General features: G+C 68.7%; 13 protein-coding genes and 4 tRNA genes. 8 read left to right on the forward strand and 9 right to left on the reverse strand.

Annotation, left to right across the window (positions count from 1 at the left end; genetic code table 11):
* Positions 1-34 precede the first annotated feature (34 nt).
* The 6 genes from ACN4JJ_RS13370 to ACN4JJ_RS13395 all read right to left on the reverse strand — a co-directional run bounded on the left by ACN4JJ_RS13370 (position 35) and on the right by ACN4JJ_RS13395 (position 3,513).
* Positions 35-607 (reverse strand): HIT family protein, encoded by a 573-nt coding sequence (locus ACN4JJ_RS13370; RefSeq protein ID WP_440710390.1) that lies wholly within the window; start codon positions 605-607, stop codon positions 35-37.
* On the reverse strand, positions 607-2,577 hold the full coding sequence (gene thrS, locus ACN4JJ_RS13375) for a threonine--tRNA ligase (protein ID WP_440710391.1): 1,971 nt from the start codon (positions 2,575-2,577) through the stop codon (positions 607-609). Before thrS ends, ACN4JJ_RS13370 begins: the two co-directional genes overlap by 1 nt.
* Before the next feature lie 57 nt (positions 2,578-2,634).
* Positions 2,635-3,138: an alpha/beta fold hydrolase gene (locus tag ACN4JJ_RS13380; protein WP_440710392.1), complete on the reverse strand. Its 504-nt coding sequence runs from the start codon at positions 3,136-3,138 to the stop codon at positions 2,635-2,637.
* Between the two features lie 73 nt (positions 3,139-3,211).
* Positions 3,212-3,283: transfer RNA gene (locus ACN4JJ_RS13385), tRNA-Val, on the reverse strand.
* Positions 3,284-3,316: 33 nt separating this feature from the next.
* A tRNA-Cys gene (locus ACN4JJ_RS13390) sits at positions 3,317-3,390 on the reverse strand.
* A gap of 51 nt (positions 3,391-3,441) precedes the next feature.
* Positions 3,442-3,513: transfer RNA gene (locus ACN4JJ_RS13395), tRNA-Gly, on the reverse strand.
* A 151-nt stretch (positions 3,514-3,664) separates the two neighbouring features.
* On the opposite strand from ACN4JJ_RS13395, the gene ACN4JJ_RS13400 reads away from it, so the two are divergent.
* Both ACN4JJ_RS13400 and ACN4JJ_RS13405 read left to right on the forward strand, forming a co-directional pair.
* Positions 3,665-3,737 (forward strand) — tRNA-Val (locus tag ACN4JJ_RS13400).
* Positions 3,738-3,792: 55 nt separating this feature from the next.
* On the forward strand, positions 3,793-4,563 hold the full coding sequence (locus ACN4JJ_RS13405) for an EI24 domain-containing protein (protein WP_440710393.1): 771 nt from the start codon (positions 3,793-3,795) through the stop codon (positions 4,561-4,563).
* Between the two features lie 52 nt (positions 4,564-4,615).
* On the opposite strand, the gene ACN4JJ_RS13410 is transcribed toward ACN4JJ_RS13405, so the two are convergent.
* Positions 4,616-5,854, reverse strand: coding sequence for an ammonium transporter (locus ACN4JJ_RS13410; RefSeq protein ID WP_440710394.1), 1,239 nt, complete (start codon positions 5,852-5,854; stop codon positions 4,616-4,618).
* Between the two features lie 280 nt (positions 5,855-6,134).
* Positions 6,135-7,169, reverse strand: coding sequence for a cell division protein ZapE (gene zapE, locus ACN4JJ_RS13415; protein WP_440710395.1), 1,035 nt, complete (start codon positions 7,167-7,169; stop codon positions 6,135-6,137).
* A gap of 152 nt (positions 7,170-7,321) precedes the next feature.
* Between zapE and ACN4JJ_RS13420 the strand changes: the two genes are divergently transcribed.
* Positions 7,322-8,239 carry a sulfurtransferase gene (locus ACN4JJ_RS13420; RefSeq protein ID WP_440710396.1) on the forward strand — a complete coding sequence of 306 codons (918 nt, stop codon included), beginning with the start codon at positions 7,322-7,324 and terminating at the stop codon, positions 8,237-8,239.
* Positions 8,240-8,256: 17 nt separating this feature from the next.
* The gene (locus tag ACN4JJ_RS13425; protein ID WP_291055480.1) at positions 8,257-8,697 is read left to right on the forward strand and encodes a SufE family protein; all 441 of its coding nucleotides are present in this window, start codon (positions 8,257-8,259) and stop codon (positions 8,695-8,697) included.
* Positions 8,698-8,737: 40 nt separating this feature from the next.
* Here the strand turns inward: ACN4JJ_RS13425 and ACN4JJ_RS13430 are convergent, their stop codons facing one another.
* Positions 8,738-9,919, reverse strand: a complete 1,182-nt coding sequence (locus ACN4JJ_RS13430) for an alpha/beta hydrolase family protein (RefSeq protein WP_440710397.1) — start codon at positions 9,917-9,919, stop codon at positions 8,738-8,740.
* A gap of 140 nt (positions 9,920-10,059) precedes the next feature.
* Here ACN4JJ_RS13430 and ACN4JJ_RS13435 point away from each other — a divergent pair, with 140 nt between their 5' ends.
* The 4 genes from ACN4JJ_RS13435 to ACN4JJ_RS13450 all read left to right on the forward strand — a co-directional run bounded on the left by ACN4JJ_RS13435 (position 10,060) and on the right by ACN4JJ_RS13450 (position 15,327).
* A complete protein-coding gene (locus tag ACN4JJ_RS13435) occupies positions 10,060-10,656 on the forward strand; it encodes a DUF3000 domain-containing protein (RefSeq protein WP_440710398.1) in 597 nt (198 codons plus the stop codon).
* Positions 10,649-11,869: a ribonuclease D gene (locus tag ACN4JJ_RS13440; RefSeq protein WP_440710399.1), complete on the forward strand. Its 1,221-nt coding sequence runs from the start codon at positions 10,649-10,651 to the stop codon at positions 11,867-11,869. The genes ACN4JJ_RS13435 and ACN4JJ_RS13440 overlap by 8 nt, the downstream gene beginning before the upstream one ends.
* Before the next feature lie 72 nt (positions 11,870-11,941).
* Positions 11,942-13,183 carry a thiolase family protein gene (locus tag ACN4JJ_RS13445; protein WP_440710400.1) on the forward strand — a complete coding sequence of 414 codons (1,242 nt, stop codon included), beginning with the start codon at positions 11,942-11,944 and terminating at the stop codon, positions 13,181-13,183.
* Positions 13,180-15,327, forward strand: a complete 2,148-nt coding sequence (locus tag ACN4JJ_RS13450) for a 3-hydroxyacyl-CoA dehydrogenase NAD-binding domain-containing protein (protein WP_440710401.1) — start codon at positions 13,180-13,182, stop codon at positions 15,325-15,327. Before ACN4JJ_RS13445 ends, ACN4JJ_RS13450 begins: the two co-directional genes overlap by 4 nt.
* Positions 15,328-15,371: the final 44 nt, after the last annotated feature.

The raw sequence follows: 15,371 nt of genomic DNA on the forward strand, positions 1-15,371 counted from the left end.
TCCTCAACTTACGCGGTGCCACCGACACCGGCCCTCAGCGAGCTGGGCCACCGCCGGCCGAGGCCGATCCGGGAGCCGGCCAGGCCGCCTGGATTTCGGCCCGCACCTCGCCCAGCAGCTGCGGAAGAGCTTTCGTGCGGGCGATCACCGGGAAGAAGTTCGAGTCCGACATCCAGCGCGGCACGATGTGCTGGTGCAGGTGCCCGGCCACGCCCGCCCCCGCCACCCGGCCCTGGTTCATACCGATGTTGAAGCCATCGCAGCGCGCCACCGAGGTCAGCACGCGCATCGCGGCCTGCGTCAGCTCGGCGATCTCCTGCGTCTCCTCGGGCGTCGCCAGGTCGTAGGTGGCGACGTGGCGGTAGGGGCACACCAGAAGGTGGCCCGAGTTGTACGGGAACAGGTTCAGCAGCACGTAGGCGTGCGTTCCCCGGGCCACGATCAGACCCTCCTCGTCGCTCAGCGACGGCGCCCGGCAGAACGGGCACTCGTCGATGTGCGGCTGTTCCCCGCCCTGGATGTAGACCATCCGGTGCGGCGTCCAGAGCCGCTGGAAGGCATCCGGGATGCCGGCGAAGTCGCCGGACTCCTCGATCGGACGCTCCATCAGAGCTGACCCGCGGTGCTCACCTGCTGGTGCTCCTGAACGCTCCGCACGATCCGCTCGATCGCCTCGTCGACCGCCACGCCGTTCTCCTGCGAGCCGTCACGGAACCGGAAGCTCACCGAGCCGGCCGCCGTGTCGTCGGCACCCGCGATCAGCAGCACGGGCACCTTGTCCTTGGTGTGCGTGCGGATCTTCTTCTGCATCCGGTCGGACGAGTCGTCGAGCTGGGCCCGGATGCCGCGCTTCTTCAGCCGCGACACGATCTCTTTCAGGTAGTCGGCGTGGTCGTCGGAGATCGGGATCGCCACCACCTGCACGGGAGCGAGCCACACCGGGAAGGCCCCCGCGTAGTGCTCGAGCAGGATGGCGAAGAAGCGCTCGATCGAGCCGAGCAGCGCACGGTGGATCATCACCGGCTGCTGCTTGGTGCCGTCGGGCGCCGTGTACTCGAGCTCGAACAGCTCGGGCTGGTTGAAGTCGAGCTGGATGGTGGAGAGCTGCCAGGTGCGGCCGATCGCGTCACGCGCCTGCACCGAGATCTTCGGCCCGTAGAAGGCCGCTCCCCCGGGATCGGGCACGAGCTCGAGGCCGGAGGCGAGCGCCACCTCGCGCAGGGTCTCGGTGGCCGTCTCCCACATCTCGTCGGTGCCCACCGACTTCTCGGGGTCGCGGGTGGACAGCTCGAGGTAGAAGTCGTCGAGGCCGTAGCCGCGCAGCACGTCGAGCATGAAGTCGATCTGGCGGGTGAGCTCGTCGCGCACCTCGGCCTGGCTCACGTAGATGTGCGCGTCATCCTGCGTGAGGCCGCGCACGCGGGTGAGGCCCGAGAGGGTTCCGCTCTTCTCGTAGCGGTACACGGTGCCGAACTCGGCCAGACGCAGTGGCAGTTCGCGATAGCTGCGGCCGCGCGCCCGGAAGATCAAGTTGTGCATCGGGCAGTTCATCGGCTTCAGGTAGTAGTCCTGGCCCTGCTTGGTGATGTTGCCGTCGGCATCCTGCTCCTCGTCGAGGTGCATCGCCGGGAACATGCCGTCTTTGTACCAGTTGAGGTGCTGGCTGGTCTCGAACAGGTGCGCCTTGGTGATGTGCGGGGTGTTCACCAGCTCGTAGTCGTTCGCGATCAGCTGCTCGCGCAGGTAGTTCTCGATCTCGGCCCGGATGATGCCGCCCTTGGGGTGGAAGACCGCGAGGCCCGATCCGATCTCGTCGGGGAAGGAGAACAGGTCGAGCTCGTTGCCGAGCTTGCGGTGGTCGCGCTTGGCGGCCTCCTCGATGCGGGCCTGGTAGGCGCGCAGCTCGTCCTTCGTGGGCCAGGCGGTGCCATAGACCCGCTGCAGCTGCTTGTTCTTCTCCGAGCCGCGCCAGTAGGCGGCGGCCAGGCGGGTGAGCGCGAAACCGTTGCCGATCATCCGCGTGCTCGGCAGGTGCGGGCCGCGGCAGAGGTCTTTCCAGACCGTCTCGCCGGTCTTGGGGTCGACGTTGTCGTAGATGGTGAGCTCGGCGCCGCCGACCTCCACCGACTCGTTGTCGCCACCGTCGTCGGCCGCGCCGCCCTTGAGTCCGATCAGCTCGAGCTTGTACGGCTCGTCGGCGAGCTCGGCGCGCGCCTCGTCTTCGGTGACGACCCGGCGCACGAAGCGCTGGCCGGCCCGCACGATGCGCTCCATGCCCTTCTCGATCGCCTTCATGTCCTCCGGAGTGAAGGGCTCGGCCACGTCGAAGTCGTAGTAGAAGCCGTCGGTGACGGGCGGGCCGATGCCGAGCTTCGCCTCCGGGTTGATCGCCTGCACGGCCTGCGCGGCCACGTGTGCGGCGGAGTGGCGCAGGATGGCCAGCCCGTCGGGGCTGTCGATCGTCACGGGCTCGACGGCGTCCGCGTCGGTCACCGTGGTCGCAAGATCTTTCAGCTCGCCGTTGACCCGCAGGGCCACGACGGCCCGGTCGGTGAAGAGATCGAATCCTGTTGCCACGGGTGAGGGCTCCTGCCTAGGTGAAAGAGAACCCCCCAAGCCTACCGGCGGATGCGATCAGTCCCAGTCGAGGTAGTCCTCGATCGCCCAGGCCGTCTCCCCCGCGTGGGTGGAGGGGAAACCGTGGCCCGCGGCGTCGATGGTCACGACACTCACCAGGCCGGGGGCGGCCTCCTGGAGCGCCTCGCCATTCGCCGGCGGCGTCACGTCGTCGTCGGCGCCCTGGATGACGAGCACCGGGATGCCCTCGGCCAGCGCCGGGATCGTCTCGGCCGACTCGACACCGAGCAGGATCACACCGTTCACGCGGTCGTGCTGAGCGATCGCCACGCCGCGCGCGATCGTGCCGCCGTAGCCGTGTCCGCCGATCCAGGCATCCGTCACACCGAGGCCGTCGAGCACGCCGACGACCTCGTCGACCGATTCCGCGGCGATCCGCACCACCCGGAAGTCCTCCTGGGCGATCGAATGCGCCAGGCCGGCGAGCGAGGCGATGCCCTCGCCCTGCTCGGAGACCAGCACCACGGCCGGGCCGTCGCCCTCTTCGGCAGAAGCAACCATCACTGAACACCTTCCTCATCGGGGACGGAATCGGAAAAGGCCCCCGAGAATTCTCGGGGGCCTTTCTCGTGTGTGGGCGATACTGGGATCGAACCAGTGACCTCTTCCGTGTCAGGGAAGCGCGCTACCGCTGCGCCAATCGCCCAATGGTGGTGCTGCCAAAGCTGTTTGACAAGAGTGGAGGTGGCGACGGGATTTGAACCCGTGTGGACGGCTTTGCAGGCCGCTGCCTCGCCTCTCGGCCACGCCACCCAGTTCGTGCATGTGAGAACTGGCGATTCTCACTACGAGTAACTTCACTCGAGCGGATGACGAGATTCGAACTCGCGACCCTAACCTTGGCAAGGTTATGCGCTACCACTGCGCCACATCCGCAACGCTGCATTTCTGCAACGGGAGAGACTCTATCCGATTCATTCGGCGTTAGCCAAATCGACATGGGCATGGCGTGTCGCGACGGTTCTGTGTACGAAGCACCCCTCGGAATCCGGTACTATCGATAACTGTTCAGGGCTCACAGCCCAGCGGGCGATTGGCGCAGTTGGTAGCGCGCTTCCTTCACACGGAAGAGGTCATCGGTTCGAGTCCGGTATCGCCCACGCGTTTTCGAAAGGCTCCCTCTCCAGGGGGCCTTTCGTCGTTTACGCTTCGGGGATGGTGCGTGAGCTGCTGGGCGGGGCGGGGCTGTTCTGGCGTGGCGTGCGGATGTGGGGCACGAGACCGCGGCTGATGCTGCTCGGCGCCCTTCCCGCGCTGATCGTGGCGGCGGTGTACGCCGCCGGCCTGATCGTTCTGGCCGTGAACTCGCCCGGGCTGGCCGACTGGGCCACACCGTTCGCCGACGGCTGGGACGAACCGTGGCGCAGCATCGTTCGCGTGTCCGCGGCACTCGCGCTCGTCGCCGCCGGCGTGCTCCTGGTCGTGTTCACCTTCACCGCCATCACCCTCGCGGTCGGCGACGCCTTCTACGAGCGGATCTGGCGCGCCACCGAGGAATCCCTCGGCCGGGCGCCCGGCGAGCCCGCCGGCGGCTTCTGGCGACTGCTGCTGCGCGGGATCGGCACCGGGCTGCGCATCCTGGTGCTGACGCTCGGAGTCGCCCTTCTGCTGTTCGTCGTGGGCCTCATCCCCCTCGCCGGCCCCATCCTCTCCCCCGTGCTCGCCGCCGTCTTCGGCGGCTGGGTGCTGGCACTCGAGCTCACCGGCTTCGCCTTCGACGCCCGCGGCCTGAGCCTGCGCGACCGGCGACGGATGCTGGGAGCGCGTCGCGCCCGCACGCTCGGCTTCGGCATCCTCTGCTACCTGACGTTCCTGATCCCGCTCGGCGCCGTGCTCGCGATGCCGAGCGCCGTCGTCGGCGCCACGCTCCTCGCCCGCGACGCGATCGGCGGGCACACGCAAGCGGGGCGCCATCCCGAAGGATGACGCCCCGCTGTGCTCGTGAAGGTGTGCGCGTGTGCGCGGAGGGTGCCGGGACCTAGACGGTCTCGAGCACGTAGCCCTCTTCGCCGTGCACGGTGGTGTCCACGCCGGCCACCTCGTCTTCGTTCTTGATCCGGAAGCCCATGGTCTTCTGGATGACGAAGCCGATGATGAAGGCCATCACGAAGGAGTAGATCAGCACGACCATGGCGGCGGCGAACTGCTTCCACAGCTGCTCGAGCGAGCCGGTGTCGAGCAGGCCGATGCCGGCGCCGAAGATGCCGATGTAGAGCGTTCCGATCAGACCGCCGACCAGGTGGATGCCCACCACGTCGAGCGAGTCGTCGAAGCCGAGCTTGAACTTGAGCTCGACGGCCAGGGCGCAGACGGCACCGGCGAGGATGCCGAGGACGATGGCCCAGCCCGGGGTCAGGATGTTACAGGCCGGGGTGATCGCGACCAGGCCGGCGACGGCACCCGAGGCGGCACCGATCGAGGTGGGCTTGCCGTCCTTGATCTTCTCGATGATGAGCCAGCCGAGGATACCGGCGGCGGGAGCCGCGAGGGTGTTGATCCAGGCGATCGCGGCGACGCCGTCGACCGCGGCCTCGGAACCGGCGTTGAAGCCGAACCAGCCGAACCACAGCAGCGCAGCGCCCAGCAGGGTGAGCGGCACGTTGTGCGGCTTCTGGATGCCCTTCTGGAAGCCGACGCGCTTGCCCAGCACCAAGGCGAGAGCGAGAGCGGCAGCACCGGCGTTGATGTGCACCGCGGTTCCACCGGCGAAGTCGTTGACGCCCCAGAGCGGAGCCCAGCCCTCGTCGAGGTTGAAGACCATGAACGCGACGGGGAAGTAGACGATGGTGACCCAGATGCCCGCGAAGACCATCCACGCGCCGAACTTGGCCCGGTCGGCGATCGCACCCGAGATCAGGGCGACCGTGATGATCGCGAAGGTGGCCTGGAAGCCGGCGAACGCGAGACCGTTCAGGTCGGGGTCCATCACGCCGCCCTCACCGATGCCGAGCAGACTGCCGAGGCCCAGGGTGTCGCCGAACGGGTTTCCGACGATGCCGGGAATCAGCGGAGTGCCGAAGACCATGCCGTAGCCGTAGATGACCCACAGCACGCCCACGAGGCCCATGGCGCCGAAGCTCATCATCATCATGCTGATGACCGACTTCGCCTTGACCATGCCGCCGTAGAAGAATGCGACGCCCGGCGTCATCAAGAGGACGAGGGCCGCTGCGACCATGAGCCACAGGGAGTCCAGGTTGGTTGTTACTTCTTCCATTGGGAAATGGTTACCTCTCTATATCGTGCCGGCGGGTACGACCGGAATTGCTGTGACGCCGTTCGGGTGGCACTTTCCCGAGGGCGCAATTGCAGGCAAGGGCAGTCTGTCGAAGAGAGGTTTCGCCGGGCGACGAACTATGTGTACGCCGTGTTACACGGACGGCCCCTTTGTAAACACTGTGTTTCGCGGCCCGGAGAATCCGGCGAGAGGATGCCGGGTTCCCGTTGCGGCCGGACCCTCCGCGTCGGAGGCGAAACGCAGAGCGTCTGCGGCGAACTCAGAGCGTCGCGGAGGCGATGAGCCGCGACACCGCGCGCAGATACTTCTTGCGGTAGCCGCCGTTCACCATGTCGCCCGCGAACACCTCGTCGAACGGGATGCCCGAGGCCAGGATGCTGATCTGGGCGTCGTAGACCCGGTCGATGAAGGCCACCAGGCGCAGAGCATCCGCCTGGTCGGTGAGAGGGGTGACGTCGCGGATGGCGATGGCGGTGAGGCCGTCGATCATCTTCACGTAGCGGGAGGGGTGGATGCTGCCGAGGTGGGCGATGAGGGCGCCGAAGTCGTCGAAGGTGATGCTCTCGCCCGCGGCGAGCCGGGCCTCGACCGCGACGGTGAGCTCGGCATCCGAGGCGAAGGAGACGGCGTGGCCCTCGATGTCGCGCCGCCGGTAGTCGAGCCCGTCGATGCGCGTGATGTCGAAGCGGTCGGCGATGGCCTGGATCTCGCGCAGGAAGTCGCTCGCCGCGAAGCGCCCCTCGCCCAGCGCGTTCGGCGGGGTGTTGGAGGTGGCGGCCAGGCGGGTGCCCGTGGCCACGAGTTCGCCGAGGAACCGGGTCATCAGCATGGTGTCGCCCGGGTCGTCGAGCTCGAACTCGTCGATGGCGATGAACTTCGCTCCCGTGAACAGCTGCACGGCGTTGGCGTAGCCGAGGGCGCCCACCAGCGCGGTGTACTCGATGAACGTGCCGAAGTACTTGGGGCCGGGCGCGGCGTGCCAGAGCGCGGCGAGCAGGTGGGTCTTGCCCACGCCGAAGCCGCCGTCGAGGTAGATGCCGGGCTTGGCGGCGGGCGTCTTCTTGCCGCGGCCGAAGAAACCGCCTGCCTTCGCCGGCTTGAAGCCCTCGCCGAAGGCGCGGAGCTTGGCCAGGGCCTCCCCCTGCGAGGGGTAGTCGCGATCGGGCCGGTAGCTCTCGAACGAGGCCGTGTCGAACTGACGCGGCGGGACGAGCGTCTTGGCGAGCTCCGCCGCCGACATCGAGGGGGTGCGCTCCGTCAAGCGCGGGGCGACGGCCTGCCGCTCACTGGTCATCTGATTCCGAGCCGATCGTTCGTGTCGAAGTCTTACACTCACCTGGCCCGCCGGCCGCCGATGCGGAATGCTGGAAACCATCAGGGAGTTGCATCTACCCTAAACCGCCACGGTGCCGACCCCGGCCCGGCGGTGCTCACAGGAGGTAACAGATGGCCGTCGCAGCCGATTCGTCCGAGAAGTTCGCGGGATACGCGCATCCGGAACGGCTGGTGTCGGCCGACTGGCTCGAAGCGCACCTCGCCGAGGCCGGTCCGGGCCGCGACCTGGTGATCGTGGAGTCGGACGAGGACGTGCTGCTCTACGAGACCGGTCACATCCCCGGGGCGGTCAAGATCGACTGGCACACCGAACTCAACGACCCGGTGCAGCGCGACTACATCGATGGCGCCGGATTCGCCGAACTCCTCGGCGGCAAGGGCATCTCGCGCGACGCGACCGTGGTGATCTACGGCGACAAGAACAACTGGTGGGCGGCCTACGCGCTCTGGGTGTTCACGCTCTTCGGTCACGAAGACGTGCGGCTCCTGGACGGCGGACGCGACAAGTGGATCGCCGAGGGCCGCGCCATCACGACCGACCGGCCCGCTGCATCCGCGGTCGAGTACCCCGTGGTGGAGCGCCGCGACGACGAGATCCGCGCCTTCAAGGACGACGTGCTCGCCCACCTCGGCCACCCGCTGATCGACGTGCGCTCGCCCGAGGAGTACAGCGGAGAGCGCACGACCGCTCCCGCCTACCCCGAGGAGGGCGCGCTGCGGGCCGGCCACATCCCGAGCGCGGCGAACGTGCCGTGGGCGAAGGCGGCCGCCGAGGACGGCACCTTCAAGCCGGCCGCCGAGCTCGACGCGATCTACCGCGACGGAGCGGGCCTCGGCCTCTCCGGCGACGAGCCCGTGATCGCCTACTGCCGGATCGGCGAGCGGTCGAGCCACACCTGGTTCGTGCTCACTCACCTGCTGGGCTTCGAGAACGTGCGCAACTACGACGGCTCGTGGACCGAGTGGGGCTCCGCCGTGCGGGTTCCGATCGTCACGGGCTCCGAGCCCGGTGCCGTTCCCGCGCGCTGAGGGCGATACTGGACGGGATGACTGAGACGACCCTCCCCGAATCCCTGGCCGAGATCCGCGACGACTTCCTCGCGCTCGAGCAGCGCGAGCGGCTCGAGATGCTGCTGGAGTTCTCGAACGAGCTGCCGGAACTGCCCGCGCGCTACCAGGAGCATCCGGATCTCTTCGAGCGCGTCGAGGAGTGCCAGTCCCCCGTGTTCATCTTCGTGGAGGTGAACGACGGCATCGTTCAGCTGTTCGCCACGGCTCCGCGGGAGGCTCCCACCACGCGCGGCTTCGCGTCGATCCTGGTGCAGGGCATCGACGGACTCACGGTCGAGCAGGTGCTCGGCATCCCCGACGACTTCCCGAACACGCTCGGCCTCACCGCCGCCGTCTCCCCCCTGCGCATCCGCGGCATGACGGCCCTCCTCGGCCGCACGAAGCGCCAGGTGCGCGAGCGCGTCGCCGCCGCGTAGCGCCGCACGGCACGGCGCCCCTCGGCTCGGCACCCTCGGCTCAGAGGGAGTTCGCGGTGAGCCAGTCGGAGATCGCGGCGTTCCACTTGGCGCGGTCGTAGTTCCACAGCTTGGTGTGGCGGGCGACCCAGAACGGAACGAAGGTGACCAGGTCGGGGCGCGCCTCGGCCAGCTTGCGGGAGCCCGTGGAGGGCACGTAGCCGTCGTCGTCGCTGTGCATCAGCAGCACGGGCACGTCGACCTCGTCGGAGCGCTTGACGAAGTCGAGGCGGTCGAGGTCCAGCGGCTGGTCCTGCCCAGTGACGACCGTGCCCCACGGATGCGTGATGGTGGCGAAGGCGGCGTCGCCCACCAGCTCGGGCGCGTGCCGGGCACGGCCGTGGTAGCGCAGCACGTCGCGCCAGTCGACGGCGGGAGACTCCAGCGCGATGGCCCGGATGCGGTCGCGGTGCACGGCCCGGCCCATGGCCTGCAGGGCGATGGCCCCGCCCATCGACCAGCCCATCAGCACGATGTCGGTGGCGCCGTGATCGACGGCGTAGGTGATGGCGGCGTCGAGGTCTTGCCACTCGGTGTCGCCGAGCGCGTACTTGCCGTCGGCCGAGCGGGGTGCCTCACCGTCGTTGCGGTAGGAGATGAGCAGGGAGTTGTACCCGTGCTCGCGGAACACCGGCACCCCGCGGATGGTCTCGCCGCGCCGCACGCCGCGACCGTGCACCTGGACGACCCACTTGCGGGACCGCGCATCCGGAGCCGGCACGAACCACGCCGGAGCCGGCCCGACCGAGGTGCTCACCTCGACCTCCTCCACCGGCACGCCGAGCTCGCGCGGGTGGATGTAGAACCACCCGCTGATGCGGCCGGCACGAGCGGCCGCCAGATCGCCGTAGTCGACCGAGACCACGGGGCGCCGCACCACGCCGTCGGCCACCGACAGCACCTCGCCGAGACGCGCGTGCCCGGTGTCGCCCGCGAAACGGAGGCTGTAGGCGCCCGGCAGGATGGAGTCGGCCGTCACCGAGAGCGACACGACACCGGCCTCGGCGTCGTAGCCCAGGATGCGCACGTCGTCGACGGGGACGGATGGCGTCACGATCGCCCGCGACATCGTGGCGGTGGCGAACGCGGCTCCCGCCGTGACCAGCGTCGCCACGGTGCCGGCGGCCATCGCCACGATCGCCCAGGCCGGAACCCGGGCTGGTCCGGATGCTCGCTGACTCATGATCGCCGCCCTCCCGGGCCGACGGCGGGCGGTCTGTCGCCACCCGACCCCATCGGCTCGTCTCGCTCGCCTCGCCACTGCCTCCGCGTCATCCGGCGTGCCTTCGCCTCGCGGAACCTAAAGAACTCTAGTCTGCAGACGTGCCCGATTCCCCTTTCACGCCGGATCTCCCGGCGGCGTTCGGCGCAGCGCTCGACTCGCTGCGCCGGGCCGACACGCGGGAGGAACTCGTGATCCACGAGATCCCCGCTCCCGCGAACCTGGCCCCGAACGCGGTCGCCCTCTCGGCCGACGTGAGTCCCCGCCGCCACGGCGCCGACTCCGAGCTCGGTACGGGCCGGTTCATCCTCTTGCACGACGCCGAGGAGCCGGAGGCCTGGGGCGGTGAATTCCGGGTGGTCTGCTTCGCGCAGGCGCCGCTGGAGACCGAGATCGGGCTCGACCCCTTCCTCGCCGACGTGGCCTGGTCGTGGCTGGTCGACGCCCTGGACGCCCGGGGCGCGAATTACACCAGCGCGTCCGGCACCGCGACGAAGATCATTTCGACCGGTTTCGGCGAGCTCTCCGCCCAGGGAGACGGTGCGCAGATCGAGCTGCGCGCATCCTGGACACCCACAGACCACAATCTCCAGGCCCATGTCGAGGGCTGGAGCGAACTCCTCTGCATGCTGGCCGGTCTGCCACCCGTCGTCGATGGCGTGACGATGCTGCAGACCAGGCGAGCACGACGTGAGTGAAGAAGAACTGAGCGAGACACCTGAACGCACCGTCATCACGACGGTCGACGATTTCCATGACGCCGTCGAGGCGCTGGCCGCGGGCCACGGGCCCGTCGCGGTCGACGCCGAACGCGCGAGCGGCTTCCGCTACTCCCAGCGGGCGTACCTGATCCAGCTGTACCGGAGGGGCTCGGGCAGTTTCCTGATCGACCCGCCGGCCATCCAGGAGTTCGCTCCCCTGCAGTCGGTGATCGGCGACGTCGAGTGGGTGCTGCACGCGGCCAGCCAAGACCTGCCGTGCCTGCGCGAAGTGGGGCTCGACCCCGTCACCGTCTTCGACACCGAGCTGGCCGCCCGGCTGCTGGGCCTCCCGAGGGTGGGCCTCGGCGCCGTGGTGGAGGAGCTGCTCGGCATCCACCTCAAGAAGGAGCATTCGGCGGCGGACTGGTCGACCCGGCCGCTGCCCGCCTCCTGGCTCGAGTACGCCGCCCTCGACGTGGAACTGCTGATCGATCTGCGGGACGCCATGGCCGAGCTGCTCGAGCAGCAGGGCAAGGTGGAGGTGGCCCGGCAGGAGTTCGCCGCGGTCGTGAGCAAGGAGGAGAAGGCGCCGCTGGCCGAGCCGTGGCGCCGGCTGACCGGCGTGCAGGCGCTGCGCCCCGATCGGCACCTGGCGGCCGCCCGTGAGCTGTGGCTCGCGCGCGACGAGCTCGCCCGGGAGACCGACGTGGCGCCGGGCCGGCTGGTTCCGGATGCCTCGCTGATGGTGGCCGCACGCGCCCTGCCGGCCTCCCGCCGCGAACTGGCGAGCCTCAAGCAGTTCTCCGGCCGCGCCAGCCGCAGCGAGCTCGACCGCTGGTGGGCCGCGATCGAACGCGCCCTCACCACCGAGGAGATCCCGGTGCACCGGCGCGCGACCGACACCCTCCCTCCCCCGCGCAGCTGGTCGGACCGCAATCCCGAAGCGGATGCCCGGCTGAAGGCCGCACGCGCCGCCCTCACGGCCGTCTCCGAGGAGCGCTCGATCCCGCTGGAGAACCTGCTCACCCCCGACTTCCTGCGGCGCGTGGCCTGGAACGCCCCCGATCCGGTGACCGTGGAGTCGGTGTCGGATGCCCTCGCGGCGCTCGGGGCACGTCCCTGGCAGATTGAACTGACTGCACAGCCGATCGCCCTTGCCTTTGTAGAACCACTCCAAGAGCCCGAGAGCGACCCGGAAGCGGCGTCGTAGGAACAGTCAAACGATTCCGGGCTGTCAGGGGTCGCTTCTAGGATCGAAGTCGATCCAATCCCAGGAGGCATAGTGGCCGAAAGATCTGAAGTCGTTTTCGTCGATGGAGTGCGCACCCCGTTCGGGCGCGCGGGCGAAAAAGGTATGTACTGGCAGACGCGAGCAGACGATCTCGCCGTGAAGTCGATCACCGGGCTGCTCGAGCGCAACCCGGGCGTTCCGAAAGACCGCATCGACGACGTGGCCATCGCCGCCACCACGCAGCAGGGCGACCAGGGCCTCACCCTCGGCCGCACCACGGCGCTGCTGGCCGGCCTGCCACTCTCGGTGCCGGGCTACGCCATCGACCGGATGTGCGCGGGTGCCATGACGAGCGTCACCACGGTGGCCGGGGCCATCGCGTTCGGTGCGTACGATCTCGCGATCGCCGGCGGCGTCGAGCACATGGGCCGGCATCCGATGGGGTTCAACGCCGACCCGAACCCGCGGTTCCTCGCCGAGAAGTTGGTGAGCGTCGATGCGCTCAACATGGGCAACACGGCCGAGCGCATCCACGACCGGTTCCCGCAGCTCACGAAGGAGCGCTCCGACCGCTACGCCCTGCGCAGCCAGCAGAAGGTCGCGGCGGCCTACGAGGCCGGCAAGATCCAGCCCGACCTCGTGCCGGTCGCCATCCGCAGCGCAGCCGGATGGGGGCTCGCCACGCGCGACGAAGCTCCCCGCCCCGAGACCACGTTGGAGGGCCTCGCCGGCCTCCGCACGCCGTTCCGCCCGCACGGCCGGGTCACCGCCGGGAACTCCTCCGGCCTGAACGACGGAGCGACCGCCTCGCTGATCGCGAGCGAGGCGGCGGCCAAGGAGTTCGGTCTGCCCGTCAAGATGCGCCTGGTGTCGTTCGCCTTCGCGGGCGTCGAACCCGAGATCATGGGCATCGGCCCGGTGCCTTCCACCGAGAAGGCACTGCGCAAGGCCGGGCTGTCGATCGACGACATCGGCCTGTTCGAGCTGAACGAGGCCTTCGCCGTGCAGGTGCTGTCGTTCCTCGACCACTTCGGCATCGACGACGACGACCCTCGGGTGAACGAATACGGCGGAGCCATCGCGCTCGGCCACCCGCTCGCCTCCTCGGGTGTGCGGCTGATGATCCAGCTCGCACGCCAGTTCGAGGAGCACCCCGAGGTGCGCTACGGCGTCACCGCGATGTGCGTCGGCCTAGGCCAGGGCGGCACGGTCATCTGGGAGAACCCGAACTTCGGCGGCAAGGCGGCCAAGTCCGACAAGAAGACCGGCGCGAGCAAGAAGGCGGCACGATGACCGACTACTCCACCATCGATTTCTCCGAGCTCGAGAAGATGTCCGAGGGCGAGGTCGTCACGCACTCCTACGTGCGCGACATCCCGCTGCCCAGCGGCAAGACGCTGGCGCTGATCACGCTCGACAACGACCGCGACCACACCCGGCCGAGCACCCTCGGCCCGGTCACCCTACTGGAGTACGCGGCCACGCTCGACGCCCTCAAGGCGCGGGCGGCGGCGGGCGAGATCGACGCGGTGGCCGTCACGGGCAAGCCGTACATCCTGGCCGCCGGCGCCGACCTCAGCAAGGTGGGCGAGCTCGAGAGCAAGGCCGTCGCGCTGCAGATGGGTCAGCTCGGGCACTTCGCCTTCGGCAAGATGAAGCAGATCGGGGTTCCCACCTTCGCCTTCATCAACGGACTGGCGCTCGGCGGCGGTGTGGAGGTGGCCCTGGCCGCCGACTACCGCACCATCGACTCCTCCATCCCGGCGCTGGCTCTGCCCGAGGTCTTCCTCGGCATCATCCCCGGCTGGGGTGGTGCCTACCTGCTGCCCAACCTCATCGGCATCGAGAACGCCCTGAAGGTGATCATCGAGAACCCGCTGAAGAACAACCGCACCCTGAAGGGGCAAGAAGCCTTCGACCTCGGGATCGCCGATGCGATCTTCGGTCCGGGCAACTACCTAGAGGATTCGCTTCGCTGGGCCGACTCGGTGCTCACGGGTGCACACAAGGTGAAGCGCCCGAACGAGCCCGGCAAGGTGGAGCGCCTGGTCAAGTGGGACGCGGCCATCGCGATCGCCCGCAAGATGCTCGAGTCGCGCATCGGCACGGTCGCCAAGTCGCCCTACAAGGCGCTCGATCTGCTCAAGGCCGCGAAATCCGGAACCCCCGAAGAGGGCTTCGCCCGCGAAGACGAGGCCCTGGCCGAACTCATCGCCGGCGACCAGTTCCGCGCCTCGATCTACGCCTTCAACCTGGTGCAGAAGCGGGCCAAGAAGCCGGCCGGCGCGCCCGACAAGGCGCTGGCCAAGCCGGTCACCAAGGTCGGCATCATCGGTGCCGGTCTGATGGCCTCGCAGTTCGCGCTGCTGTTCGTGCGCCGGCTGCAGGTGCCTGTGGTCATCACCGACCTCGACCAGTCGCGCGTCGACAAGGGACTAGAGTACATCCGGGGCGAGATCGGTGCGCTGGCCACCAAGGGGCGCATCTCCTCCGACGAGGCGAACCGTCTGAACGCGCTCATCCACGGCACCACCGACAAGTCGGAGTTCAACGACGCCGACTGGGTGATCGAGGCCGTCTTCGAAGAGCTCGGCGTGAAGCAAGACGTCTTCGCCGAGATCGAGAAGCACGTCTCCGAGACCGCGGTGCTCGCCACGAACACCTCGTCGCTCTCGGTGGAGCAGATCGGTGCCAAGCTCGCGCATCCGGAACGTCTGGTGGGCTTCCACTTCTTCAACCCGGTGGCCGTGATGCCGCTGATCGAGGTCGTCAACGCCCCGGCGACGGATGAGGCCACGCTGTCGACGGCCATGGTCACGGCGGCCAAGCTGCGCAAGAACGCGGTCATCACGCGCGACACCCCGGGCTTCGTGGTGAACCGCATCCTGGCCAAGGTGCTGGGCGAGGCGATGCACGCGGTCGACACCGGAACCCCGTTCGAAGTGATGAACCGGGCGCTGGATCCTTTCGGGCTGCCGATGACCCCGTTCGAGCTGCTCGAGCTGGTGGGGCTGAAGGTCGGCGCGCACGTGCTCGACACGCATCACGCGGCCTTCCCCGACCGCTTCTTCGAGAGCACGAACCTGCACAAGCTGGCCGAGCACGGCAAGATCTTCGATCGCGACGGCAAGGGCAAGATCACCGGCTTCGACAAGAAGGCGGTCGCCATCGTGACTCCCCCGAAGGGTGCGGATTCGACGCCGATGACCGAGGCGGAGATCCTGCGCCGCGTCGAGGACGGCCTGGCCGACGAGGTGCACCGGATGCTCGAAGACGACGTCGTGCACGCGGCGGAGGACATCGACCTCTGCCTCATCCTCGGCGCCGGCTACCCGTTCCAGATGGGCGGTCTCACGCCCTACCTCGACCGCGTGGGAGCCTCGGAGCGCGTCTTCGGCGACACCTTCCACCACCCCGTCATCCGAGGCGTCTCCTAACTCGCCCCAGACCCAGCCGCCGACCCGTCACTTGGTCCCGCTTT

It is taken from the genome of Herbiconiux dendrobii, assembly GCF_052048175.1.
Lineage (GTDB): Bacteria > Actinomycetota > Actinomycetes > Actinomycetales > Microbacteriaceae > Herbiconiux.